General features: G+C 62.3%; 22 protein-coding genes, 1 tRNA gene and 1 pseudogene. 16 read left to right on the top strand and 8 right to left on the bottom strand.

Translation table 11 applies throughout. The features are described from left to right. Positions 1-94: 94 nt before the first annotated feature. The 6 genes and pseudogenes from NE852_RS14240 to ligD form a co-directional block, all read left to right on the top strand. A complete protein-coding gene (locus NE852_RS14240; protein ID WP_008533602.1) occupies positions 95-1,204 on the top strand; it encodes an endonuclease/exonuclease/phosphatase family protein in 1,110 nt (369 codons plus the stop codon). An 8-nt stretch (positions 1,205-1,212) separates the two neighbouring features. Beyond that, positions 1,213-1,983 (top strand): DNA mismatch repair protein MutT, encoded by a 771-nt coding sequence (locus NE852_RS14235; protein WP_008533603.1) that lies wholly within the window; start codon positions 1,213-1,215, stop codon positions 1,981-1,983. 505 nt (positions 1,984-2,488) lie between these two features. Beyond that, positions 2,489-3,400, top strand: coding sequence for a PhzF family phenazine biosynthesis protein (locus tag NE852_RS14230; RefSeq protein ID WP_258155732.1), 912 nt, complete (start codon positions 2,489-2,491; stop codon positions 3,398-3,400). 306 nt (positions 3,401-3,706) lie between these two features. Beyond that, positions 3,707-3,782, top strand: a tRNA-Lys gene (locus tag NE852_RS14225). Positions 3,783-4,193: 411 nt separating this feature from the next. Next, positions 4,194-4,775 carry a hypothetical protein gene (locus NE852_RS14220; RefSeq protein ID WP_258155731.1) on the top strand — a complete coding sequence of 194 codons (582 nt, stop codon included), beginning with the start codon at positions 4,194-4,196 and terminating at the stop codon, positions 4,773-4,775. 123 nt (positions 4,776-4,898) lie between these two features. Continuing rightward, positions 4,899-5,703, top strand: a pseudogene (gene ligD / locus NE852_RS14215) (non-homologous end-joining DNA ligase); the annotation flags it as partial. 335 nt (positions 5,704-6,038) lie between these two features. On the opposite strand, the gene NE852_RS14205 reads toward ligD, so the two are convergent. After that, entirely contained in the window at positions 6,039-6,290 is a 252-nt protein-coding gene (locus tag NE852_RS14205; RefSeq protein WP_008533611.1) for a hypothetical protein, read from the bottom strand. A gap of 748 nt (positions 6,291-7,038) precedes the next feature. On the opposite strand from NE852_RS14205, the gene NE852_RS14195 reads away from it, so the two are divergent. The 4 genes from NE852_RS14195 (at position 7,039) to NE852_RS14180 (ending at position 8,737) form a co-directional block, all read left to right on the top strand. Further along, entirely contained in the window at positions 7,039-7,335 is a 297-nt protein-coding gene (locus tag NE852_RS14195; RefSeq protein WP_008533613.1) for a hypothetical protein, read from the top strand. A gap of 130 nt (positions 7,336-7,465) precedes the next feature. Next, positions 7,466-7,630, top strand: coding sequence for a hypothetical protein (locus NE852_RS14190; RefSeq protein ID WP_164841451.1), 165 nt, complete (start codon positions 7,466-7,468; stop codon positions 7,628-7,630). 351 nt (positions 7,631-7,981) lie between these two features. Beyond that, on the top strand, positions 7,982-8,284 hold the full coding sequence (locus NE852_RS14185; protein WP_008533614.1) for a hypothetical protein: 303 nt from the start codon (positions 7,982-7,984) through the stop codon (positions 8,282-8,284). A gap of 168 nt (positions 8,285-8,452) precedes the next feature. After that, entirely contained in the window at positions 8,453-8,737 is a 285-nt protein-coding gene (locus NE852_RS14180; RefSeq protein WP_008533616.1) for a hypothetical protein, read from the top strand. 341 nt (positions 8,738-9,078) lie between these two features. On the opposite strand, the gene NE852_RS14175 is transcribed toward NE852_RS14180, so the two are convergent. After that, positions 9,079-9,402: a hypothetical protein gene (locus NE852_RS14175; protein ID WP_258155729.1), complete on the bottom strand. Its 324-nt coding sequence runs from the start codon at positions 9,400-9,402 to the stop codon at positions 9,079-9,081. A 577-nt stretch (positions 9,403-9,979) separates the two neighbouring features. Here NE852_RS14175 and NE852_RS14170 point away from each other — a divergent pair. Next, positions 9,980-10,795 (top strand): sulfurtransferase/chromate resistance protein, encoded by an 816-nt coding sequence (locus NE852_RS14170; RefSeq protein ID WP_258155728.1) that lies wholly within the window; start codon positions 9,980-9,982, stop codon positions 10,793-10,795. A 1-nt stretch (position 10,796) separates the two neighbouring features. After that, positions 10,797-12,218: a chromate efflux transporter gene (chrA, locus tag NE852_RS14165; protein WP_258155727.1), complete on the top strand. Its 1,422-nt coding sequence runs from the start codon at positions 10,797-10,799 to the stop codon at positions 12,216-12,218. Here the strand turns inward: chrA (NE852_RS14165) and NE852_RS14160 are convergent. The 3 genes from NE852_RS14160 to chrA (NE852_RS14150) form a co-directional block, all read right to left on the bottom strand. Beyond that, a complete protein-coding gene (locus tag NE852_RS14160) occupies positions 12,215-13,546 on the bottom strand; it encodes a hemolysin family protein (protein WP_258155726.1) in 1,332 nt (443 codons plus the stop codon). The two genes, chrA (NE852_RS14165) and NE852_RS14160, sit on opposite strands and share 4 nt — an antisense overlap. A gap of 148 nt (positions 13,547-13,694) precedes the next feature. Continuing rightward, the gene (locus NE852_RS14155) at positions 13,695-14,078 is read right to left on the bottom strand and encodes a VOC family protein (RefSeq protein ID WP_008533630.1); all 384 of its coding nucleotides are present in this window, start codon (positions 14,076-14,078) and stop codon (positions 13,695-13,697) included. Between the two features lie 72 nt (positions 14,079-14,150). Next, a complete protein-coding gene (gene chrA / locus NE852_RS14150) occupies positions 14,151-15,383 on the bottom strand; it encodes a chromate efflux transporter (protein WP_008533631.1) in 1,233 nt (410 codons plus the stop codon). 293 nt (positions 15,384-15,676) lie between these two features. On the opposite strand from chrA (NE852_RS14150), the gene NE852_RS14145 reads away from it, so the two are divergent. After that, a complete protein-coding gene (locus NE852_RS14145) occupies positions 15,677-16,003 on the top strand; it encodes an RcnB family protein (RefSeq protein ID WP_008538148.1) in 327 nt (108 codons plus the stop codon). A gap of 640 nt (positions 16,004-16,643) precedes the next feature. Here the strand turns inward: NE852_RS14145 and zigA are convergent. Both zigA and NE852_RS14135 read right to left on the bottom strand, forming a co-directional pair. Further along, positions 16,644-17,849 (bottom strand): zinc metallochaperone GTPase ZigA, encoded by a 1,206-nt coding sequence (gene zigA / locus NE852_RS14140; protein ID WP_008533635.1) that lies wholly within the window; start codon positions 17,847-17,849, stop codon positions 16,644-16,646. A 113-nt stretch (positions 17,850-17,962) separates the two neighbouring features. Beyond that, positions 17,963-18,958, bottom strand: coding sequence for a zinc ABC transporter substrate-binding protein (locus tag NE852_RS14135; RefSeq protein ID WP_037174644.1), 996 nt, complete (start codon positions 18,956-18,958; stop codon positions 17,963-17,965). 101 nt (positions 18,959-19,059) lie between these two features. Here NE852_RS14135 and NE852_RS14130 point away from each other — a divergent pair, with 101 nt between their 5' ends. The 3 genes from NE852_RS14130 to NE852_RS14120 are packed head-to-tail and all read left to right on the top strand — an operon-like array spanning position 19,060 to position 21,255. Next, positions 19,060-20,055, top strand: a complete 996-nt coding sequence (locus tag NE852_RS14130; protein ID WP_008533640.1) for a metal ABC transporter ATP-binding protein — start codon at positions 19,060-19,062, stop codon at positions 20,053-20,055. Then, positions 20,048-20,851 (top strand): zinc ABC transporter permease subunit ZnuB, encoded by an 804-nt coding sequence (gene znuB, locus NE852_RS14125; RefSeq protein WP_008533641.1) that lies wholly within the window; start codon positions 20,048-20,050, stop codon positions 20,849-20,851. The genes NE852_RS14130 and znuB overlap by 8 nt, the downstream gene beginning before the upstream one ends. 5 nt (positions 20,852-20,856) lie before the next feature. Beyond that, positions 20,857-21,255, top strand: a complete 399-nt coding sequence (locus NE852_RS14120) for a Fur family transcriptional regulator (RefSeq protein ID WP_004679676.1) — start codon at positions 20,857-20,859, stop codon at positions 21,253-21,255. Between the two features lie 144 nt (positions 21,256-21,399). Here the strand turns inward: NE852_RS14120 and NE852_RS14115 are convergent, their stop codons facing one another. Further along, the gene (locus NE852_RS14115) at positions 21,400-22,887 is read right to left on the bottom strand and encodes a hypothetical protein (RefSeq protein WP_258155720.1); all 1,488 of its coding nucleotides are present in this window, start codon (positions 22,885-22,887) and stop codon (positions 21,400-21,402) included. Positions 22,888-22,998: the final 111 nt, after the last annotated feature.

The raw sequence follows: 22,998 nt of genomic DNA, 5'->3' as shown, positions 1-22,998 counted from the left end.
TTCAAAGCCTCGGCTGTCCGCAGTTTTCTTGGCCGTGCCATCTTTTCCTGCCGCTTCTGCTGGTTAAGGTAGCGCCTGCAACCGGACTCATTCCATGTCGCTTCGCCTCGCCACCTTCAATGTCGAAAATCTGCTGACCCGTTTCGATTTCACCGGCTTCCGCAACCAGCTGCGCCAGGACCGCGTCATCAAGCTTTTCGAGGTCAACAGCGAGGGCGTCTACCAGCAACTCGAACAGGCGCGCGTGATCGCGGCGACCGACGACACCAGGCAGATGACGGCGCTCGCCATCGCCGATGCGGATGCCGATATCCTCTGCCTGCAGGAAATCGACAATATGGCCGCCCTGCATGCCTTCGAATACGGCTATCTCTTCCGTATGGTCGGAAACGGCTACCGGCAGAAATTTCTGGTGGAAGGCAATGACAGCCGCGGCATCGATGTCGCCGTGCTGATGCGCGAGGAAACGCGCGACGGCCAGAAGATCGAGCTCAGGGATATCAGAAGCCATGCGATGACGACCTATCGCGACTTCGATCTCTTCGACGAGGAGCTGGCGCTCACCAACCGCATCGACGACAAGATCTTCAAGCGCGATTGCCTGGAGCTCGATCTTCTGATCGGCGGCCGGCCGCTCTCGCTCTATGTCGTGCATTTCAAATCCATGGGCAATCCGCGCGACGGGCTCGACGGACGCCAGTCGACCATGCCGCTCCGCCGCGCCGAGGCGCGCGCCGTGCGCCGGATCATCGAGGACCGCTTCGGCGCCGGCCATACTCACAAGAAGAGCTTCGCCATCTGCGGCGACATGAACGATTACCAGGAGCGGGTCGACGTCATCGGCCGGCGCGGCACCGATTACCGCTTCGAGCATAGGCAAGAGGCCGAAAGCGCGCTCGACGTCTTCAGCCGCGACGGCTTTGCCGAAAATGTCATCCGCCGCCGCGATGCCCTCGACCGGTGGACGCTCTATCACACGCGCGGGCCGCAGGAGCAGTGGCTCTGCCAGCTCGACTATCTCTGGCTTTCGCCCGCGCTCGCCGCCCATAATGCCGGACGCCTGCCTGAAATCATCCGCAGCGGCCAGCCCTATCGCACCATCTTCCCGCCGGGGCAGGAAGCGGAGCGTTACCCCCGTACCGGCTGGGACCGGCCGAAAGCCTCCGATCACTGCCCCGTCGTCATGACACTGGATCTTCCCTGAGAACGAACATGAAAACCAATTTGAGCGTGAATTTTCCGAATGCCGATTTTTCCGATGATTTCGCCGGCTGGCCGCCGGAGGCCACCGTCTTCCCGATCGCCGGCGTCGATCTCCGTGTCCTGCCCGGAACCCACCCCTTCGTCGCCGCCGAGGAGGCTGACATCCGCGAGAACTGGGCCAGGGAGACGGCCGCCAATCCGGCGCTCTTCGACGGACGCCTGGTGTTCCAGCGGCGGCTGACGCTCACCGACGCCGGCATATCGGGCGAGGGCTACGTCACTCCCTTTTCCGCCTTCATGTGGTGGCGCCGCCAGCCCGAGCGTCTGGGCGGCATTCACATCTTCGCCTATCCGGTGCTCGAAAGCGCCGACGGCGCGCTGGTGGCGATCCGCATGGGCGCCCATACCGCCAATCCCGGCCAGGTCTATTTCGCCGCCGGCTCGCTGGAGCTGGAGGATATCGTCGACAACAGCTGCGACATCGAGGCCAACATGCGCCGCGAGGTCCACGAGGAGACGGGCCTGGATCTGGCGCAATCGGTGGCGGGGCAGGGGCTCTTCGCCAGCCACAACAGACGCACCGTGACGCTCATGCGGCTCTTCCGCTTCGACATGACGGCCGAGGAGATGGTGAAGCGCATCGAGGCCCACATGCTGGTTGCCGATGACAAGGAGATCGCCGGTGCCGTGGCGATCCGTTCTGCGGATCACGCGGCTCATCCGTACAATGTCGCCATGCTGCCGGTGATCGACTGGTATTTCGGCAAGAGCGGGGTGTGAGACACAGAAGTTAAGATACCACGGGCAAGGCTTCTCAGAGGCGCCGTGCATGGATTCCTGCGCGCCGGCGTGGCGTGTGTGGCACCCCCCTCTGGCCTGCCGGCCATCTCCCCCACAAGGGTGGAGATCGGCAAGAGGCTTGACCATGCCCCCTGTCGAACGGCAGCGGCAATCACAATGCTCAGCTGTTTGGGGAAGCCGTCACGCCCAGCCAATCTCCCTCCTTGTGGGGGAGATGCCCGGCAGGGCAGAGGGGGGTATACCACGGCACGCCGGCGCGTAAGCCCTACACGCCCTCTCTATTCCCGTGACAGCCGCGCGTTCGCACACGCTCCAACGCCGCCTCCCGTAAAACAAAATCGATTTTCATTAACGATCACGCATAAATCCGAGACCGCAGGTGTTTCCTGCCGGGGATGCGTTGTTTTTAGCGGACTTACCGCCTTGCACTCGACCGTTTGGTCGGGCAGTTTGACGGCGCGATGACCGATTCAAGGAGGCCGATGTGGCGCGAAGCTACAGCGTCTATGACGTGTTCACCGATCGAAAGCTTGCGGGCAACCCGCTGGCGGTGATCTTCGACGGCGACGATCTCAGCGACGAGGCGATGCAGGCGATCACCCGGGAGCTCAATCTCTCCGAGACGGTGTTCGTGCAGCCTTCGACCAATCCCGCCTATGCGGCGAAGCTCAGAATATTCACGCCGGGCCGCGAACTGCCCTTTGCCGGCCATCCCACCGTCGGCACGGCGGTGGCGCTCGCCGAACGGACCCACGGCGCCACGACCCGCGATCTCGTCACGGTGCTCGAAGAAAATGTCGGGCCGGTGCGCTGCGCGGTGAGGCTCAGGGAGGGCGAGGCGAGTTTTGCCGAATTCGACCTGCCGCGCAAATCGCAGCAGGCCGTCATGCCGCTCGACAAGCTCGGCATCGCCGATGCGCTGTCGCTGAAGGTGAGCGAGATCGGCTTCGAAAATCACGTTCCCGGGGTCTGGAGCGCCGGCGTTCCCTTCCTGCTCATTCCGGTCCACGATGTCGGCGCCACGCAGCGGCTGGAGTTCGATCCGCAGCTCTGGGAAAAGATCGTGCCCTTCGTCGATGGCGCGCTCGCCTCGGCCTATGTCTATTGCCGCGGCGGCGTCAACCACGTGGCGAAGTTCCATGCGCGCATGTTCGCAAGCGGCATGGGTATCGTCGAGGACCCGGCGACCGGCTCGGCGGCGGCCGCCCTTTCCGGCGCGATCCACCATTTCGACCGCCTGACGGACGGGCACCACCCGATCCTCATCGAGCAGGGTGTGGAGATGGGCCGCCCGTCCTTCATTCACCTGCATATCGACGTCGACGGCGGGGCGATCTCCAACGCCCGGATCGGCGGCCAGGCGGTGCGGCTGGCGAGCGGCACGCTCGACCTTTGATCACCAGAGCCCGTCGCGCAAAAGTGTGCAGCGGTTTTGCGACAACGACATGCGTCAAAACAAAGATCTAAAGCGCGCGAAGCGAATCTGAAAGATCGCTGCGCGCTCTAGAGCGCCCGACGCTCTATCACTTTGAATCGGCGCATAATCCTTTCCGAAAACCGTTTCCGATTTTCGGGGTTATGCGCTGCATTTCAACCATGCGCAAAAATCTTTGACATTAACCAAAGAATTTTCGCCGATGCGCTGGACAAGCCTGCCGATCCTGTTTATACGCCCCGTCACACCGCGCAGCCAAGCGCGGACGGGTGATTAGCTCAGTTGGTAGAGCAGCTGACTCTTAATCAGCGGGTCGTAGGTTCGAGCCCTACATCACCCACCAAATCTCTTGAAATCATTGTGCAATCTGGAATGAGCCGAGAGCGTTTTGCTGTCTGGTTTCCAACAAATTGGAAACGGTTTCCAATTCACGTTCCGTTCCTGTTCCTGAAAGCGGCCGGTTCGATCTCGCTCCACCTGCTCTCCATGAGCTTCATCGCATCGCGCGCCAAGCTGCGTAGAGCGACTTCCTTTCCATAGTGCTGAACCATCTGCGCGGATATCTTGCAGATCGCCCCCACCTGGTTTTCGTTGCATCCAACCTCAAGCAGATTGAGACGTCGAAGGAAACCACTCGGCGCCTCGACGCCATCATCGCGCCACTGGCGAAAAAGAACGCCTGAGGAGGACGGGTGCGTTTGTCCCTAACCCACATTTTGGTTGAGTAACGGACGTGTTCAGGCATAGTCAGGGCATGCTTGATCTCTCGTTGCCTTGGCCCATCGGCCTCATTCCCATAGCCATGACTGCCTGGGCGTCTTATGGTCTTTATCGTGCAGTTGTAACACGCGACGGGGTTACGGGGGCGTCACTAGTCTCAATACTGGGGCTGGTGGCATTCATTGCAGCTTTCACTGCGCAATTCGTGAAGCCCTTTATCAACCAGACTCTTGCCCTGATCACGGCTCAATTTCTCGGAACGGCTGCGTGCTTCCTGCTCGGCAAGCTGTTGTGGTCCATTCAAAAAACGAAACCGGATCTGTCTCTCAGACGTCGTCCCGACGCGAATATGTTTCGCGCCATGGGCATCTTACTGAGCTTCGTGTTTGGTATTGACGGCCTTTACTTTTTATTCCCTGACGCCGGAAAGTGTGCTCATTTCACCGGGTACATGGCTAATAAGTGTGCTGGGCAGGAATTACTTGTAGGAATTCATGACCTCCCAATCGCAGTTTATTTTGGCGTTCTCTTGGGCGTGCCGGCACTGGCTGGAGTGAGTCGAGGGATTTGGGTGCTGCTGTTTGCCGGCGAAGCGAAAAACAGTGTTGGCGGTTGAGACCCGGTAGTAGTTAGTTGTGGTCCTCGGCGCTATCCTTCGCTGACACCATCCGCAGAATTGGCGCAGTCCTCGCTGGCAGTAAAGTTTGCTGGCACTCCCGAGCGGCCCTGAAGCCGTTCCGCGATCTTGGCAGCCGCTCGTCGCCTTCCTGTCGCGACGGCGATACTGGACGGAGAGGCTGTGGTTCTCGACGCGCAAGGCCGGTCCGATTTCGGATTGCTTCAGCAGTCGCTTGGCGGCCGTGGCGGCAAAGGGTCCTCACGAGATGCGATCATGATGGTGTTCGATCTCCTCTATTTCGACGGTCATGATATCAGGGCGACCGAGCTGACCGCGCGGCGGCATCTCCTCGAGGGGCTGGTTCCGGCCGGCGGGGAGGAGGCCATACGACTGTCGGAAGAGCGAAGCCGATGGCGACATGCTTTTCCGGATCGCCTGCGAGCATCGCCTCGAAGGCATCATCGCGAAAGACCGCTACCGTCCGTATCGCAGCGGCCGTGGCGGCGAATGGCTGAAGTTCAAATGCATCCAGAGCGACGGATTTGCGATCGTCGGTTATGAGAAGTCGACAGCGTCGTTCGGTGGCATCGGGCGCCTTCTGCTCGCCGCGCGCAAAGGAAAAGGTCTCGTCTATGTCGGGGGAGTGGGAACCGGCTTCAACGAGCGGTCCGCGACGGCGCTCCGGAAGCAGATGGATAGGCTGGTCATCGGCAAGCCCGCGGTCGACTCGGGAAGAAAGCGGAATGCGGTCTTCGTCCGTCCCGAGCTTGTTGCCGTGATCGAGTATCGAGCCTGGGCGCATGACGGGAAGCTGCGCCATGCGTCATATAAGGGGCTGCGCGACGCTGCTGATAATCCGGCGGTTATGAGTTTGAAAATTCACCCGCCGCTACGGCCCACGATGAATAATTCCTATCAAACCTAGAACTATGAAAACCAACATAACCGAGGTCACCACCACGAAAGAAGGCCAAGCGAAAATGAACTTCTCTTTCGGCTTCATCAAGACGCAATCATCATCACCTCCACGATCTGCCCAGTGGAATTCAGGTCCGAAATCTTCGCTGAAGTCGAAGCCGTTTTTACTGTAAAAGTAGATCGACCTGATAAACCAATACCAGTGATAGGCGCAAAAGGGGCCCACGATGCACAGGGCAATCCATAGCTGAATTTGATCTTCACTCACTCAAGCTTCCCCCATCCACTTCGCCGTGTATCGCGCCAACCACCCTATCATCAGATGCTTGAGCATCCGGCTTTTCAGGATTTTGACATGTGCTGCAGGAAACTCGCACGATCCGATGCCCATTCGTCGTCCAGCAGACGCAAACCTTCATCGGTCCACAACCCGCCTCCTAGCTCCGGCTTGACCAAGCCGTAGGATGCCAACACTTCGACCGCATTTTCGCCAGCGCTCATTGACTTGTGAACGAGCCCTTCCGGGCCTTCGTCCATGTACTGCAGACACATGTGAGCCAGAGCCTTCAAAATCGTTCTTTCTTCCGGTGTCATTGAAGGTATGCTCCTCCGCACTGCAAAGACTCGGCGCGCTGCCTGTTTCGGCAGGTTCTCGTTACCCACCACCCGATCAAGGTTTGCTGCCCTGACCCTAACCCAACTCCTCATCTCTGGCATCCGGTGCGCGGTTGAGGGATCAGGCGGATCATCATTTCTTTGGTCCGACCGCTATCTGTCAATGCCAGGCCAGTACGCATGACGGCAAACTCTGTCAGAGCAGGATAACGCCGCGGTTTACGATTTGAGATAATCGGTCGACCGCTACGGCCCACAGCCGACACAAGGCCATTCCATCAGAGCCAAAACTATGCAGACCAATATAAAGGAGGTTGCCAACACAGAAACAGGCCTAGCGACTAGAAACTTCTCTCTTGGGTTTGCCAGGTCACGCTCGTCATCTTGGAACTCGGACCAGGACACTTGTGGTCCGAAATCTTCGCTGAAATCGAAGCCGCTTCGAAAGTAGAAGATGAACGACCTTATGTACCAATACCAAGTGTACGCGCAAAGGCCGCTCGTCGCCCAGAATCCGATCCACAGCATAATCCGGTCTTCAGCGCTCAATTCGATACTCTCCCATCCGCCCCAGCTTTACACGGCGTTAGCATATTGGCCTCATCTTGGCTAAGCCGATCCATCCACACCGCCATCCTAGTCGAGCATGTGCACCGGCAGGTAGGTGTTCCTCTCTAGCCGCATCCGTGCGCTCGCCCTATCTTCCTCTGATAGACTGGAGGGGGCCATGAAAAGCGTTATCTTCGCTGTCGCCTTGTCTCTGCCGCTGCCGGCTTTTGCCGCCGGGGTGATGCAGGTCAAGGCGGCGGATCACAGTTGCGGTGAAATTGCGCAGATCATCCGTCAGAACAAGAAGGTCTTTGTCCGCGTCGGCTTCGGCGGCCGCAGCTTCCGCTATCCGCCGGCCCAATGCAGCCTGGGCGACAAGCGCACCACGGCGAGCTTTCGCGATGCGGCGGGCAAGCAGTGCGTTCTCGACTATGCCTGCACGCTCGACCCCGCGTCGTCCTATAATTTCCCCTGATATTCAAAGGGCATCGGCAAGCGTCTCAGTCGCGGTCGGTCGGCTTCACGCCGAGGAGCCAAAGCGCTCCAAGGATGAAAATCACCAGGGCCGCCATGGCCGCCATGGGCGGTGCGTATTCCGAGAAAGAGTGGGAGGTGTCGAGGGCGGCGAAGTGCGTGGCCGCGACGGCAAGCTTTGCGGCAATCAGAAGGGCGAGGGCACTGTTTCTGATGTATCGCCCGATCCTGCGCCAATCATACGGCGCATCATTCCCAGGCGCTGGCGCGGCCTCGATCCGCTTTCGCTCGGGTAATGCGGGACGCCTGCGTCCAAACGTCGGTTTCATGGCCGGCAGGATAGGTGAAACATCTTAACGGATCGGAGCGCTCCGCTGCACACGATTTCAACTCCCGCGTCCTTCCGTGGCGCCCTCCGCACTTCGCGTTGAAGTGACGCCTCATTGAATCCTGTGGTTGAAAATTTCTCGCTTGGCGTCTTGACTCCTACGGGGATTGGAACAAAATAAGAACATATCTTCGAATGGCGAAGTAAAAGTGCCTCGGGCGATGAAGCAGAGAGTGTGGCGGCCAGTCTTATCGGGTCATTCCGGACTGGTCGGATGAAGCTCACACTCCAACTTTATTCGCTCGCATCAGGAGTGAGTATGAAAAGCGTCGTTCTGGCTTTTGCGTTGCTGCTTCCGTCCGCGGTCCTTGCCGCCGAGGCGGTGGAGGTCAATGCCAGGGATCACAGCTGCGAGGAGCTTGCGCGGATCATCCGTCAGGACAAGGCGGTGTTCGTGCGCATGGGTCTCGGCGGCCGCAGCTTCCGCTACCCGCCGGCCAGGTGCAATCTGGGGGACAAGTACGACACGGCGAGGGTGAGGGATGCCAGCGGCAAGATCTGCCTCCTCGACTACGAGTGCGTCTACGACCCGCAGTCCTTCTATAACCGAATTCCGAAGTAGTTCTCCAAAATCCAACCATCACTGAACCAGTCGGGCCTGAAAAGGCGCGGACGGGATCGGCTTGCCCGGTCGCGCGGCGGCGAGGCGTTGGGAAAGCTGCGAGAATGAATGAAATCAAAGTGTTATGGCAAAGGTTGAATCCATCAACCTTCATTTTGGGAGAGTATTATGCGCAAGTTTGTTTTCGCAGTCGCGATGCTGATATCAAGCGAGGCTTTTGCCGGCTGTGAGCTGATCTCCGGTCCATGCTGGACGCAGGGCCGCGATACCTACACGATGGAGCGCAATTCCGGCGGCAGCTACAACACCTATCGCAACGGCGATCCCTATTCGCAGACGCGGCAGAATTTGAGCGGGAACTATCAAGAGACGATCTACGGCGGCGGTTCGCGCACTTACAATTACGATCCGTATAAAGGCTATGGCAGCAAGAAAAGCGGCAGCAGCTGGTAGCGCGGCACCGGTTGCATCAATCCCGCCGCTAACGTCCGCTCAGCCGGGAGTGGCCAGGACAAGAAAAAAGGCCGGGCGAAATTCGCACCGACCTTCCTCAATCTGTCTCTACGGCGGCTGCCAGTACATCCGTGGTCAGCCGCCGGAGACAAATTTACATGAGGAATATGTAATGTATGCCTGAAGAGGTTCAAGGGCCACGCGGAAAAAAGATGCCCAGGCAGGCGCATGACCGTGGAAACGGAGATCGGGTTCCCGATCATGCGCCAAAATGATGGACCGTCCCCGGGGTGTCGTGTCCGACAGGCCGGGGACATGTCCGCTCCTTGTGCCGAGCAGGGTTACTGCTGGGCAGGGGCAGCCGGCGGCGTCGCCGGAGCCGGAGTTGCCGGCGCGGGTGCCGGCGTTGCGCTGTTGTCGGTCGGAGCGATCGGCTTGGCCGGCGCTGGCTGGGATTGGGTCGTGGAGGCCGTCGTATCCGGAGACGTGCCGGGCGGTGTGCTGCTCCACTGCGAATAGGCGAATGCAGCAACAGCGATCACGGCCAATGCAGCGACCCAGACCACCCACGTATTGCTGCTGCGCGCAGTCGGCGTCGTGCGCAGATCCAGGTTCGGATTCAGCGGGCGGTTCGGATCGTTAGGACTATTGGGGTCGTACGTCATGGTACTTTCTCCTCTTTCGGTGAGAGGAAAATGGCCGAGCCGGGTTTTTGTTCCATTCTGGGCCTGAAGCGCCTGGGTTGATTGGGTTTCATGGCTTTTCTTGCCTTCGCTTGGGTTCGGCGCGAAGCGGGAGACAATGAAAGGTGTGCCTGTGGCCCCCTCATCTGCCTGCCGGCATCTTCTCCCCGCTGGGGAGAAGGGGCAAGACGCAGGGCCTTCGCTCCCAAGCTGAGGTTTCAAAGGAGGCGGGACGCCGCCACGATTCCGCTTCTCCCCTCGGGGAGAAGATGCCGGCAGGCAGATGAGGGGGCCATGCGGCACGGCCTCCATTGTCCTTCCGGAAGAGATATCGGCGCACCTCGCTCCCTGAAGCTCTTCGCCAAGCATCTCGGATAAAGGTTGGCGGGTTCGCCAACGAACCGTAAGCGACCGTGGCAGACGGCAAGCCGCCGTGGCCTCATCCCCTTGACATGGCGGGGGCAGTTTGCGCATGCTTTTCTCATGGGGTCGCGATCACCCCACGAGGCGACATGCTGAAGAATCGCGTCCAGTGAAACCGATCAACGGAGGACGCGTGATGCCGTCATTTCTTGAAATTTCCCCCGACAAGCTCAGCCGCCTCATCGGAACGCCCGGTGCGCCCTGCATCGTCGACGTTCGCACGGAGGAGGATTTCGCGCTCGACCCGCGCCTGGTCCCGGGCTCGATCCGGCGCAGCCATAGCGATGTCGCATCCTGGGCGGGCAGCGTCGATGCCGATGCCGTCGTCGTGGTCTGCCAAAGGGGCGCCAAGCTCAGCCATGGTGTGGCCGCCTATCTCAGACATGCCGGCATCGAGGCGGAAAGCCTCGAAGGCGGATTCGAAGCCTGGATTTCAGGCGGAATGGCGGTGCCCGAGGCGAAGCTGCCGCGCCGCGACGCTGAAGGACGCACCGTCTGGGTCACGCGGGCGCGGCCGAAAATCGACCGCATCGCCTGTCCCTGGCTGATCCGGCGCTTCGTCGATCCGGATGCCCTGTTCCTGTTCGTGCCGACCTCCGAGGTCATCGCCGTCGGCGAGCGTTTCGGAGCCGAGCCCTTCGATATCGAAGAGGTGTTCTGGAGCCATCGCGGCGAGCTCTGCACCTTCGATGTGATGGTCGAGGAGTTCGGGCTGACGGCGGCGCCGCTGCTGCATCTCGCTCGTATCGTTCGGGCCGCCGATACGGCAAGGCTCGATCTCGCGCCCGAGGCATCAGGCCTGCTTGCCGCTTCGCTCGGGCTCTCCCGCATGTATTCCGACGATCTGGAGCAGCTAGAGGCCGGCATGCTGCTCTACGACGCCTTCTATCGCTGGTGCCGCGACGCGACCGAGGAGACCCACAACTGGCCCTCGCCGAAGAAGGGGGCATGAGATGGCCGAAATCACAGCCAATGCGCCCGCCGGGCAAGCGGGCGATAAAGACGCGGGTGATGGGCACCACCATGGCATCTCTTTTGGCGAAGCCTTCAGAGTGTGGCTGCGCGTTTCGGCCTTGAGCTTCGGCGGTCCGGCCGGGCAGATCGCCGTCATGCATCGCATCATTGTCGACGAGAAGCGATGGATCGGCGAGCACCGTTTCCTGCATGCGCTGAATTATTGCATGCTGCTGCCCGGACCCGAGGCGCAGCAGCTCGCCATCTATATCGGCTGGCTGATGCACCGCACCGCCGGCGGCCTCGTCGCCGGCATCTTGTTCGTGCTGCCGGGATTCCTGTCGATCCTCTGCCTCAGCTATATCTACGCGGCTTACGGCAGCGTCGGCCTCGTCGCCGGCCTGTTCTTCGGGCTGAAGGCGGCCGTGCTTGCCGTCGTCGTGCAGGCCGTCATCCGCATCGGCGGTCGGGCACTCAAGAACCGCATCATGCTGGCGATCGCGGCCGCGGCCTTCATCGCCATCTTCTTTCTCCACGTGCCGTTCCCGCTGATCGTGCTGGCTGCCGGTCTTGCGGGCTTCCTCGGCGGTCGGTTCGGGCTTGCCGCCTTCAGCCCTGGCGGCGGCCACAAGGCCGCAAGCGGCGCGGTGCTGTCGGATGCCGACTCTGCGCTCGGCGAGGGTATCCCGGCGCATGCGCGCCCTGATCTTGCCTGGTCGCTGCGCATCTCGGCAGCACTGCTCGCCCTCTGGCTCGTGCCCGTCGCCGCGCTTTACCTGTCCCTGGGACCGGGCGACGTCTTCAGCCAGATTGGCCTGTTCTTCAGCCAGATGGCCGTCGTCACCTTCGGCGGGGCCTATGCCGTGCTCGCCTATGTCGCCCAGGAGGCCGTGCAGCATTTCGGCTGGCTGAGGCCCGGCGAGATGCTCGACGGTCTCGGCATGGCCGAGACGACGCCGGGGCCGCTGATCATGGTCGTCCAGTTCGTCGGCTTCATGGGCGCCTATCGCAATCCCGGCACGCTCGATCCGATGCTTGCCGCCACGCTTGCGGCGATCCTGACGACATGGGTGACCTTCGTGCCCTGTTTCCTCTGGATCTTCCTCGGCGCGCCCTTAATCGAAAAACTGCGCGGCAACGCAGCGCTCGCCGGCGCGATGGCGGCGATTACGGCGGCGGTGGTCGGCGTCATTCTCAACCTCGCCATCTGGTTCGGCGTGCACACGCTGTTTGCCGAAGTCGCGTCCGTCCAGCTCGGCGGCTTGCGGCTCGATATTCCCGTGCTGCAATCGGCCGTGCCGGCGGCAATGGCGCTGTCGCTTGCCGCCGCCATCGCGATCTTCCGCTTCAAGGCATCGGTCATCGCGACGCTGCTGGCCTGCGCGGCGGCGGGAATGGCCTGGACGCTTGTCGTAGGTTAGCTCTCGGCCGCATCCGCGGAGATGCGCGCGGCGAGGATCTTGTCGATGCGCATGCCGTCCATATCGATCACCTCGAAGCGCCAGTCTTCGAAGAGGAAGGTTTCTCCGGTTTCGGGGATGTGCTGGAGCTGATGCAGGGCAAAGCCCGCCAGCGTATGGAAATCGGCATCCGGGCGATCCCGCAGGCCAAGCCGTTCGAAGGCGTCGAAGGCCGGCATCATCGCGTCGATCAGCAGCGAACCGTCCTCGCGGATGACGATATCAGGCTCTTCGTCGGTCCCCGGCAGGTCGCCGGCGATTGCTTCGAGCAGGTCGGTCTGTGTGACGATGCCTTCGAGGGTGCCATATTCGTCGATGATGATCGCGAGGCGCACGGGCGAGGCCTTGAAACTGTCGATCACGCGCACGACCGAGGTGTTCTCGTGCAGCACCAGCGGCTGCTTGATCACCTCCATCGGCCGCACCTTGCCGCCGTCGAGCACCTGGTCGAGAAGGTCCTTTTTCAGGACCATGCCGATCGGCTCGTCGATCGAGCCGCGGGCGACCAGAAGTTGCTCGTGGCCGCATTCGCGGATCGTTTTCAGGATATCGGCCTCGCTGTCGTCGGCGTCGAACCATTCGATGTCGAGGCGCGGGGTCATGATGTCGGAGATCGGCCTGTCGCCGATATTGAACACCCGCTCGACCAGCTGCTGCTGCACCTGGTTCAACAGGCCGGCTTCATGGCTTTCGGCCACGAGCAGCTTCAGCTCCTGCGGCGAATGGAACGACGATTCTCCGGTTCCGGCGCGAAGCCCGACGCCCCGGAGCACGAGGTTGCCCATGCCGTTCAAAACGAAGATCGCCGGCTTGAACAGCACCAGGAACAGGCCGAGCGGGCGCACGACGGCAAGCGAAGTGGCTTCGCTGCGCTGCAGCGCCAGGCTCTTCGGCGCGAGCTCGCCGAGCACGATATGCAGTGCGGTGATGATGACGAAGGCGATGACGATGGCAACGGTATGAGCGCCGGTCGCTGCCCATTGCCCGGGCAGCCAGGAGAGGAGAGGCTCGATCAGGTGGGCAAGCGCCGGTTCGCCGACCCAGCCCAGCGCCAGGGAAGAAATGGTGATGCCGAGCTGGGTGGCCGCAAGATTGGCGTCGAGATTGTCGACGGCGCGCTGAAGGGCGGAGGCATTCATGCGCCCTGCCGCGGTAAGCTCGGCGACACGGCTGCGCCTGACCGATACCAGCGCGAATTCGGCAGCCACGAAGAAGCCGTTGGCGGCCACGAGAAGAAGCACGGCGACTATCCCGACATAGTCGAAGACCCCGCCCGCGGATTCGGACATGTTTTTCCTTACCTCTGAATATATGCGAGTCCGAAACTACACGCTCGCGCACCGCTGGCAAGGCGCGGCCGCCATTCTTGCCGTGGGCGATGTCGATGCCGGCCTGGCTACGCCGGGACCATATTCATCGCACCGGACGGCCGACGCTTCATTTCTTCGGCGCTTCGAAGAGTTCGATCGGGTTTCCGGCCGGGTCTTCGAGCAGGATCTGCTTTCCGCCCACACCCTGCACGATCTCGTTGCGAAAACGCGCGCCGGCCTTGCGCAGCGTGGCGACTTCGGCTTCCAGATCGGCGACTTCGATATGGATGCGGTTCCAGCCGCCGGGTTCGGGCTTTCGCCCGTCGGGCATCGGCTGGGAGGCTCCGCCCGGTCCCGTCGTGCCGCTGAGGAGCAGGCGAAAGCCGTCCCTGGTGAGGATCGCGAAGCTCGGGGCGGGGCGAAGCGCAACCGAAAAGCCGAGATGGCTCGTATAGAATTCCACCGCGGCGTCGACGTCGTCGACGATATAGCGCATGCTGATGCCAGGCATGGTTTCCTCCATCGTGGTTTCCGACCTCGAATCTGCGCCCGATCCTTCCGAAAATCCAACCCGAATTGCGGACTAGGAGCCGATCGCGCCGCGGAGCGCGTAGCCTGCCGCCAGCAGCAGGACGATGGTCCACGGCGGGGCCTTCCAGACGGTGAGCAGCAGGAAGCCGGCGAGCGCCAGCGCGAAATCCGGCGGCGACAGCACCGCGCTCGTCCAGACCGGGCTGTAGAGCGCGGCACCCAGAATGCCGACGACGGCGGCGTTGGCGCCGCGCATGGCGGCCTGCATGGCCGGGCGCGAGCGCAGCCCGTCCCAAAAGGGCAGCATGCCGTAGACGAGAAGCAGGCCCGGCAGGAAGATGGCGACCAGCGCGATCATGGCGCCCGCCAATCCGTTCGGCGCCGGCTCCATGACCGCGCCGAGATAGGCCGCGAAGGTGAAGAGCGGACCGGGCACCGCCTGCGTCAGACCGTAGCCGGCGAGGAAGGATTCATTCGTCACCCAGCCGGGCGCCACGACTTCGGCCTGGAGCAGCGGCAGCACGACGTGGCCGCCGCCGAAAACAAGCGCGCCCGAGCGGTAAAAGGCATCGAAAAGCGCGATGGCCTGATGGCCGGTCGCACTGGCGAGCGACGGCGGGACGAGGAAGAAGGCAGCGAAGAGGGCGAGCGCGACCGCACCGGCACGCCGCGATACGGGAAATCCGAGATGGCCGGCAAGCGCTGGCGCATCGGCGCGGCAGAGAAACAGCCCGGCCGCCGCCCCGAGCGCGATCGCGCCGATCTGGCCGAAGGATCCACCGATGAAGACGACGATGGCGACCGCCGCCAGCGCGATGCCGGCGCGCTGGCGGTCCGGCGTGAGGCTCTTCGCCATGCCCCAGATCGCCTGGGCGACGACGGCGACGGCAACGAGTTTCAGGCCGTGGAGGAGACCTTCGGCGACAGGGCCGGTGAAGGCGGCGGCGCCGAGCGCGAAAGCAAGGAGAATGAACGCCGATGGCAGCGTGAAGCCGCACCAGGCGGCAAGCCCGCCGGCAAGGCCGTTGCCCCGGAGCACACCGAGCGAGAAGCCGACCTGGCTGGAAGCCGGCCCCGGCAGGAACTGGCAGAGCGCGACCAGATCGGCATAGCCGGCCTCGTCGATCCATTTTCGCCGCAGCACCAGCTCGTCGCGGAAATAGCCGAGATGGGCGATCGGCCCGCCGAAAGAGGTGAGGCCGAGTTTCAGGAAGACGCGCAGGACTTCGAGCGGCGAGCCCTCGGCAGGGCCGGCAACCGGCAGGACATCGTCACGGGCGCTCATCGTCGCCTCCGCGGGGGAAGGGGCATGTCTTGCTTACCTCTGAATTGACGTGCTTGCGAAACTACACGCTCACGCGCAGCCGGCAAGGGCGCAGGCAGCATTCATCCAGGGACGCGGCGGCCGGCGGTTCACCCTGAGCACCTCGGGACGAGGGCTGGTCCATAAGTCTCATCTAAAATATAAAATCGGCGCCGCAGGTCACGGATTTCATTACAAAAGCTTAATCTAACTTTCAGTTTCGGTTCATGTTTTCGGCCCTAGTTTTTTCCCGTGCCCAACACGAGGAGCCCCACATGAAAAAGATCTTCGCAGCCCTTCTGTCCGCTTCCTTCCTTCTGTCGCCCATCGTCGCCTCCCAGGCGAGCGCCGGCGATTTTCGCCGTCCGCCTGTTGTCGTCGAGAAGAAGGTGATCGTCGAAAAAACCGTCATCCGGCCGCATTGGAAGAAGGGCTACCGCGTCACCGCCGGCGATCGCCACCGCTTCTCCGACGTCCACGACTATCGCCGCTACCGTCTGGCACCGCCGCCGCGCGGCTATCGCTGGGTCCGCGCCGACCACGACTTCCTGCTGATCGGCGTCACCAGCGGCGTCATTTCAAATGTGATTGTCGGCCGTTGACCGGCAGACGAGGGGCGGCTTCGGCCGCCCTTCGCTTTTTTGTTTTGCGCTTCGTTCCGTGTTCGGCGTCATCCTCGGCCTTGTGCCGAGGATCTGCTGCCCCATCGACCGGAGGCAGATGCTCGGGACAAGCCCGAGCATGACGAAGGAGGGGCAGGCTCTGTGGCGAAGCAGCGTCGGCCGTAGAAGCGAACGAGAGGGGGCCGTGTGGCAACCCCTCTCTGTCCTGCCGGACATCTCCCCCACAAGGGGGGAGATCGGCAAAAGGTTGGTCCGCCGATCCTCCTCCGACGTCGCGCGGAACACCAGTTCGTCATTGATTGGACAAGGCATCGCGCCCAGCCGATCTCCCACCTGTGGGGGAGATGCCCGGCAGGGCAGAGGGGGGTGCCACACGGCATGCCGGCGCGGGAAGGAGGGGAGGCATACGGATTGCGCAAATCAGACGCATTTCCCGCACAGATTGGTCGTCACTCCTGCCGGCGTGACGACATCATCCGCTGGGCAATCATCCCCAGTAATCTCTTCGGTCTTTCGGCTGCAGCCTCCCGCTCATACGTCAGCGGATGCAGCCCTTCGATCGGTGGCAAGGGATCGCATTCCGCGCAGACGCAGCGGTAGGGTTTGATTGCCGTCGCTTTCATGCCGCCTGCCTGTTCCAGCTCGCGAAAGGATCGGGCAAATTACGCCAGCGCTCGGGTGTGAAGGCGTCGGCCCCGACGAGGCAGGCGTCGAGTTCTCTCCTGATCCAGGCCTCATCCATCGGGTCGGCGCCGATGAAGACGATTTCCTGGCGGCGGTCGCCCCAGACGGGGTCGAGATAGGGGCCGATGGCGCTGAGGAAACCGGGTTCGTCGGGCCATTGCTCGCGGGGTACGGAAGCCCACCAGAGGCCCATCCTGCCGGTGCGCACGACCGCGCCGGCCTGGCTGATCTCGCCGACATGATGCGGGCGGGTCGCCAGCCAGAAAAAGCCCTTGGCGCGGACCACGCCAGGCCATGTCTTATCGAGAAAGGCCTGCAGTTTTGCCGGATGGAAGGGACGCTTCTCGCGGTAGACGAAGGAGCGGATGCCGTATTCCTCGGTTTCCGGCACATGGTCGCGGAAGCCGTGCAGCTCCTTGTACCAGAGTGGATGGGTCTTGGCCTTGTCGATGTCAAAGCGGCCGGTGCCGAGTATCTCCTTCAGCGCCACCTTGCCGAAATCGGCCTCGATCAGCGTCGCATCCGGATTGAGCCCGATGATGATTTTTCGCGCGGCGTCGCGCTGTTCATCGTTTGCCGTGCCGATCTTGTTCAGCACCACGACATCGGCGAATTCGATCTGTTCGACCATGAGGTCGACGATGGTCCTGTTGTCGCCATCGCCAGCCGTCTCGCCGCGGTCGGCGAGGAAATCGGCCGAGGCGTAATCGGCAAGCAGATTGGCGGCGTCGACGACCGTCACCATCGTATCGAGCCTCGCGACGTCGGAGAGGCTTTCGCCGTTCTCGTCGCGGAATTCGAAGGTGGTGGCGACGGGCAGGGGTTCGGCGATGCCGGTGGATTCGATCAGCAGATAGTCGAAGCGGCCTTGTGTCGCGAGCCGGCGGACTTCTTTCAGGAGGTCGTCGCGCAGCGTGCAGCAGATGCAGCCATTGGTCATCTCGACCAACTGCTCCTCGGTGCGGGAGAGATTGGCGCCGCCATCGCGCACCAGGGCGGCGTCGATGTTCACCTCGCTCATATCGTTGACGATGACGGCGACGCGCAGGCCCTCGCGATTGGCGAGCACGTGGTTCAGCAGCGTCGTCTTGCCGGCGCCGAGAAAGCCGGAAAGCACCGTGACCGGAAGTCTGTTGTCCATGGGAACCTCATCGCTATTAATGTTATATCATTACATTGATTGTGCCGAAAAAAGGCGGCACGGGGTCATCCGCCTGTTTCCGCCTCAGCATCCTCCAGAGCGTTGCGTGACGTTCATGCGCTGGAGAGGCAATTCTTCATGCTGTCGGCGATGCCGCGCATGAGGGTGAAGTAGAGATCGGGACCAGCCTTCAGCGCCGCGGCTTCCGGATCGAGCACGCCGGATTTTGCCCGGGTGCCTTCGATGACGACATCGATCAGCCGCGGCTCGAACTGCGGCTCGGCAAAGACGCAGGTTGCGCCGAGTTCGCCGACCTTGCGGTGGATTTGCGAGACGCGCTCGGCGCCAGGAATGGTTTCCGGGCTGACGGTGATGGAGCCGGCGACGCGAATGCCATAGCGGTGCTCGAAATACTGATAGGCATCGTGAAAGACGACGAAGGGCTTGTCCTTGACGGGGGCGACGGTGGCGGTGATTTCCTTGTCCAGCGCATCCAGCTTGTCATCCAGCGTCTTGGCGTTGGCCTGATAGGTCAGTGCGTTGGCGGGATCGGCGGCAACGAGCGTCGTGGTGATCATGGCGGCCATGGCCTTCGCATTCATCGGATCGAGCCAGAGATGCGTGTCGAAGGCGCCGTGCTCGTGCTCGTGATCGGCTTCGGCGTGCTCCGCGGCGTCACCATCGTCATGCGGCTCGAAGGCGCCGCCCTCTCGGAACGCCAGCTTGACGAGACCGGGCGCATTGTCGAGCTCAGCGACGCTGGCATCGGCGCCCAGCGCCTCGAGCGGCTTTTCCAGGAAGGCTTCGAGACCGGGGCCGACCCAGAAGACGACCTTGGCTTGTTGCAGCGCCCGCGCGTTCGACGGTTTCATATTATAAGTGTGCGGCGAGGCGGCGCCGTCGACGATCAGTTCCGGCTCGCCGACACCCTGCATGATCGCCGAAACCAGCGAATGGATCGGCTTGATCGAGGTGACGACGACCGGCGCGTCGGCGGCGCGCATAGTGCCTGCAAAGAGGAGGGCGGGGATCGCAAGGGCCGGGATCGCGAGGACGGCCGGAATTCGAAGGGCCAGGGTTTTGAGCACAGGCCCCAAGGCGCGTTTCATCATAGGCTCCGCTTGAATTGCAAATGTTATGTTATTACATCAATTGCGTTATGCTATAACGTGTGCAATAGCAGGATGCAACAGCGCTTTCGGAAAATTTGATGCTCTCTCCCGCAAATACCCCCGCTGGTATCAAGGCTGAACCGCTGGTTTCGCTCGATAATGTCGGCGTTTTCAGGAACGGCCGTTGGCTGGTGCGCGGCGTCGAATTTTCCGTCTCGCGCGGCGAGATCGTCACGCTGATCGGCCCGAACGGTTCCGGCAAATCGACCAGCGCCAAGGCTGCGATCGGCGTGCTGAAGCCCGATGAGGGCAGGGTGGAGCGCAAGACGGGCCTCAAGGTCGGCTATGTCCCGCAGAAGCTTTCGATCGACTGGACGCTGCCGCTGACGGTGCGCCGGCTGATGACGCTGACCGGTCCGCTGCCGGAGCGCGACATGCAGGAGGCGCTCGAAGCCGCCGGCATCGCCCATATGATCGGCGCCGAGGTGCAGCATCTCTCCGGTGGCGAATTCCAGCGGGCGCTGATGGCACGCGCCATTGCCCGCAAGCCCGACCTGCTGGTGCTCGACGAGCCGGTGCAGGGCGTGGATTTCTCCGGCGAGATCGCGCTTTACGACCTCATCAAGTCGATCCGCAATTTGAGCGGCTGCGGCATCCTGTTGATCTCCCACGATCTCCACGTCGTCATGGCCGAGACCGACACCGTGATCTGCCTCAACGGCCATGTCTGCTGCCGCGGCACGCCCGAGATCGTCAGCCGCAGCCCGGAATATGTGCGCCTGTTCGGCAGCCGCGCCGCGCAGACGCTTGCCGTCTACAGCCATCACCACGATCATACGCATCTGCCGGATGGCCGCGTGCGCCATGCCGACGGCACGGTGACGGATCATTGCTTCCCTGCTCGTGGTCCTGAACGGGACCACGAGCGGGACGGGCATCACGCTCATGGTGCCCATGAGCACCCTCATGCCCCGCATGAACATGCTCACGGTCCCCATGATCACGGGCATGACCACGCTCATGACGATCATCACGGGCACGAGCATGCGCATGAACACGCCCATTCCCGCAGCGGGGAGGGCCGCCATGCTTGACGATTTCTTCGTGCGCGCCATCCTTGCCGGCGTCGGGCTGGCGCTGACGACCGGGCCGCTCGGCTGTTTCATCATCTGGCGGCGCATGGCCTATTTCGGCGATACGATCGCCCATTCGGCGCTGCTCGGCGTCGCGCTGTCGCTGCTCTTCGAACTCAATCTGACGCTGGCGGTCTTCGCCGTCGCCGCGCTCGTCTCGGTGCTGCTGCTCTTCCTGCAGAAGCGCCAGGCGCTGTCGGCCGATGCGCTGCTCGGCATCCTCTCGCATGCGACGCTCGCGATCGGCCTCGTCATGGTCGCCTTCATGAGCTGGGTCAGGATCGATCTCATCGCCTTCCTGTTCGGCGATATCCTTGCCGTTTCCACCACCGATATCGCGCTGATCTGGGGTGGCGGGCTGTTCGTGCTGGCCGCGATCGCCTGGCTCTGGCGGCCGCTGCTCGCGGCCACCGTCAATGCCGAGCTTGCCGAGGCCGAGGGGCTGCGGCCTGAGCGGGCGCGGCTGTTCTTCATGCTGCTGATGGCCGTCGTTATCGCCATTGCCATGAAGATCGTCGGCATCATGCTGATCACTTCGCTGCTGATCATTCCGGCGGCGGCGGCGCGGCGCTTCTCGGTCACGCCGGAGATCATGGCGGTGCTCGCTTCGCTGATCGGGGCGGTGGCGGTCGTCGGCGGGCTGTTCGGCTCGCTGACCTACGACACGCCGTCCGGCCCCTCGATCGTGGTCGCGGCGCTGATCCTCTTCATTCTCAGCCTGCTTCCCCGGCGCCACCGCGCGGTCGTGCAAGGATAAAGCTCATGACAACACCGCAACTCACCAAGAACCAGTCGCTGGTCTTTGACGTGCTCGAAAAGGCCGAGGGGCCGCTCAGCGCCTACACCATCCTCGACAAGCTGCGCGATCACGGCTTCCGCGCGCCGCTGCAGGTCTACCGGGCGCTGGAGAAGCTGCTCGAATATGGCGTCGTGCACCGGCTCGAAAGCATCAATTCCTTCGTCGCCTGCGCTCATCCCGGCGAGAATTGCCACAGCCACGGCATCGTCGCCTTCGCCATCTGCGAAAGCTGCGGCCAGGTGATGGAATTCCACGACCACGAGGTCGATCACCGGCTGATGGCCTGGGTGCGCGGGCAGAAGTTCAAGCCCGAGAAGACGACGATCGAGATCCGCGGATTGTGCGAGGCCTGCGCGGCGTAGGCGGCAACACACTCCGGCGGCGAAGGTGACGATCCACGCGTTGGTTTCCTCGCCTTACTTGCTGTCGATCAATACACAAGGCGATGACTCAAAAGGTGAGGCCGCGAGAGCGGCCTCACCTTTTTTATTTCCGGACTGAAAAGCTTAGTCCGGCTTGGATTGAGAGCCGCCCTTGCCGGATCCACCGTCGTGCGAACCGTCGTTGCTCTGGCCGTCATTGCTGCCCTTACCTGAGTCACCGTTGTCGCTCTTTCCGGAGCCGCCGTTGTCGCTCTTTCCGGAGCCGCCATTGTCGCCCTTTCCGGAGCCACCGTTGTCGCTCTTGCCAGAGCCGCCGTTATCGCTCTTGCCAGAGCCGCCGTTGTCGCTCTTGCCGGAGCCACCGTTATCGCTCTTTCCAGAGCCGCCGTTATCGCTCTTTCCGGAGCCGCCGTTGTCGCTCTTTCCAGAGCCGCCGTTATCGCTCTTTCCAGAGCCACCGTTGTCGCTCTTTCCGGAGCCACCGTTGTCACTCTTGCCGGAGCCACCGTTGTCGCTCTTGCCGGAGCCACCGTTGTCGCTCTTGCCAGAGCCACCGTTGTCGCTCTTGCCGGAGCCGCCGTTGTCGCTCTTGCCGGAGCCGCCGTTGTCGCTCTTGCTGGAGCCACCGTTGTCGCTCTTGCCAGAGCCACCGTTATCGCTCTTGCCGGAGCCGCCGTTATCGCTCTTGCCGGAGCCGCCGTTATCGCTCTTGCCGGAGCCGCCATTGTCGCTCTTGCCAGAGCCACCGTTGTCGCTCTTTCCGGAGCCGCCGTTGTCGCCCTTGCCGGAGCCGCCATTGTCGCTCTTGCCGGAGCCGCCATTGTCGCTCTTTCCGGAGCCGCCGTTGTCGCTCTTGCCAGAGCCGCCGTTGTCGCTCTTGCCGTGACCGTCGTTGTCACCCTTGCCGGAGTCGCCATTGTCGCTCTTGCCAGAGCCGCCGTTATCGCTCTTTCCGGAACCGCCATTGTCACTCTTGCCGGAACCGCCATTGTCGCCCTTGCCGGAGCCGCCGTTGTCACCCTTGCCGTGGCCGTCATCGCCGCCCTTGCCGTGACCGTGGTCCTTTTCGCCCTTGTCGTCGCCGTGATGGTCGTGGTGCTTGCCGTCGTGGTGGTCTTTGCCATGGCCATCCTCGTCATGGCCGTGATCTTTTCCACCCTTGCCGCCGTGATGATCGTGATCCTTGCCGCCGTGGTGATCGTGGTCCTTACCGCCGCCGGTGTCACTTCCGCCACCAGTGTCACTTCCGCCGCCGGTGTCGTTACCGCCGCCCGTATCCTTACCGCCGCCCGTGTCCTTGCCGCCGCCGGTGTCGTTTCCGCTGTCGTTCGCAACCTGATCGCCAGTGCCGCTATTGCTGCTGCTCCCGGAAGTCGAGCCGGTGCTCGATGACTTCTTGCCGCCGCCGGTGCCCTGGCTGCTGGGATCGCTATCCCTCGGGCTGAACTTGCTGCCTGTAGGAATGGATCGCGTCGGCATGCACAGTCGGTATTCGAGTGTGCCGCGCACGGCGGTATTGCAATTCACGACTGCCGGGGCTGCCGTTGCCAGGCTGCTGCTTGCCAGAAGAAAAGCGACGGCGACGCTGAATTTCGATGCCCTGCTGCTCATTTCAATCGTCTCCCAAGGTTAACCGAGCGTTAATGGGAGGAGTACTTATACTAACAAGTAATTAACGGGAAGAATAAACAATGGTTAATCTGTTTCAGTCATATATTACGG

The organism is Rhizobium sp. Pop5 (assembly GCF_024721175.1).
Lineage (GTDB): Bacteria > Pseudomonadota > Alphaproteobacteria > Rhizobiales > Rhizobiaceae > Rhizobium.
The sequence above is the reverse complement of the archived record's forward strand: the minus strand, read 5'-3'. Positions and strand labels throughout refer to the sequence as shown.

Excerpts from the sequence above, each read along its gene's own strand:
- NE852_RS14130 (WP_008533640.1), top strand. The coding sequence starts at position 19,060 with ATGCTCTCTCCCGCAAATACCCCCGCTGGTATCAAGGCTGAACCGCTG.
- NE852_RS14185 (WP_008533614.1), top strand. The coding sequence starts at position 7,982 with ATGAAAAGCGTCGTTCTGGCTTTTGCGTTGCTGCTTCCGTCCGCGGTC.
- NE852_RS14115 (WP_258155720.1), bottom strand. The coding sequence starts at position 22,887 with ATGAGCAGCAGGGCATCGAAATTCAGCGTCGCCGTCGCTTTTCTTCTG.
- NE852_RS14240 (WP_008533602.1), top strand. The coding sequence starts at position 95 with ATGTCGCTTCGCCTCGCCACCTTCAATGTCGAAAATCTGCTGACCCGT.
- chrA (WP_008533631.1), bottom strand. The coding sequence starts at position 15,383 with ATGAGCGCCCGTGACGATGTCCTGCCGGTTGCCGGCCCTGCCGAGGGC.
- zigA (WP_008533635.1), bottom strand. The coding sequence starts at position 17,849 with ATGGACAACAGACTTCCGGTCACGGTGCTTTCCGGCTTTCTCGGCGCC.
- znuB (WP_008533641.1), top strand. The coding sequence starts at position 20,048 with ATGCTTGACGATTTCTTCGTGCGCGCCATCCTTGCCGGCGTCGGGCTG.
- NE852_RS14155 (WP_008533630.1), bottom strand. The coding sequence starts at position 14,078 with ATGCCTGGCATCAGCATGCGCTATATCGTCGACGACGTCGACGCCGCG.
- NE852_RS14205 (WP_008533611.1), bottom strand. The coding sequence starts at position 6,290 with ATGACACCGGAAGAAAGAACGATTTTGAAGGCTCTGGCTCACATGTGT.
- NE852_RS14235 (WP_008533603.1), top strand. The coding sequence starts at position 1,213 with ATGAAAACCAATTTGAGCGTGAATTTTCCGAATGCCGATTTTTCCGAT.
- chrA (WP_258155727.1), top strand. The coding sequence starts at position 10,797 with ATGGCCGAAATCACAGCCAATGCGCCCGCCGGGCAAGCGGGCGATAAA.
- NE852_RS14120 (WP_004679676.1), top strand. The coding sequence starts at position 20,857 with ATGACAACACCGCAACTCACCAAGAACCAGTCGCTGGTCTTTGACGTG.
- NE852_RS14170 (WP_258155728.1), top strand. The coding sequence starts at position 9,980 with ATGCCGTCATTTCTTGAAATTTCCCCCGACAAGCTCAGCCGCCTCATC.
- NE852_RS14195 (WP_008533613.1), top strand. The coding sequence starts at position 7,039 with ATGAAAAGCGTTATCTTCGCTGTCGCCTTGTCTCTGCCGCTGCCGGCT.
- NE852_RS14160 (WP_258155726.1), bottom strand. The coding sequence starts at position 13,546 with ATGTCCGAATCCGCGGGCGGGGTCTTCGACTATGTCGGGATAGTCGCC.
- NE852_RS14220 (WP_258155731.1), top strand. The coding sequence starts at position 4,194 with ATGCTTGATCTCTCGTTGCCTTGGCCCATCGGCCTCATTCCCATAGCC.
- NE852_RS14145 (WP_008538148.1), top strand. The coding sequence starts at position 15,677 with ATGAAAAAGATCTTCGCAGCCCTTCTGTCCGCTTCCTTCCTTCTGTCG.
- NE852_RS14180 (WP_008533616.1), top strand. The coding sequence starts at position 8,453 with ATGCGCAAGTTTGTTTTCGCAGTCGCGATGCTGATATCAAGCGAGGCT.
- NE852_RS14175 (WP_258155729.1), bottom strand. The coding sequence starts at position 9,402 with ATGACGTACGACCCCAATAGTCCTAACGATCCGAACCGCCCGCTGAAT.
- NE852_RS14135 (WP_037174644.1), bottom strand. The coding sequence starts at position 18,958 with ATGAAACGCGCCTTGGGGCCTGTGCTCAAAACCCTGGCCCTTCGAATT.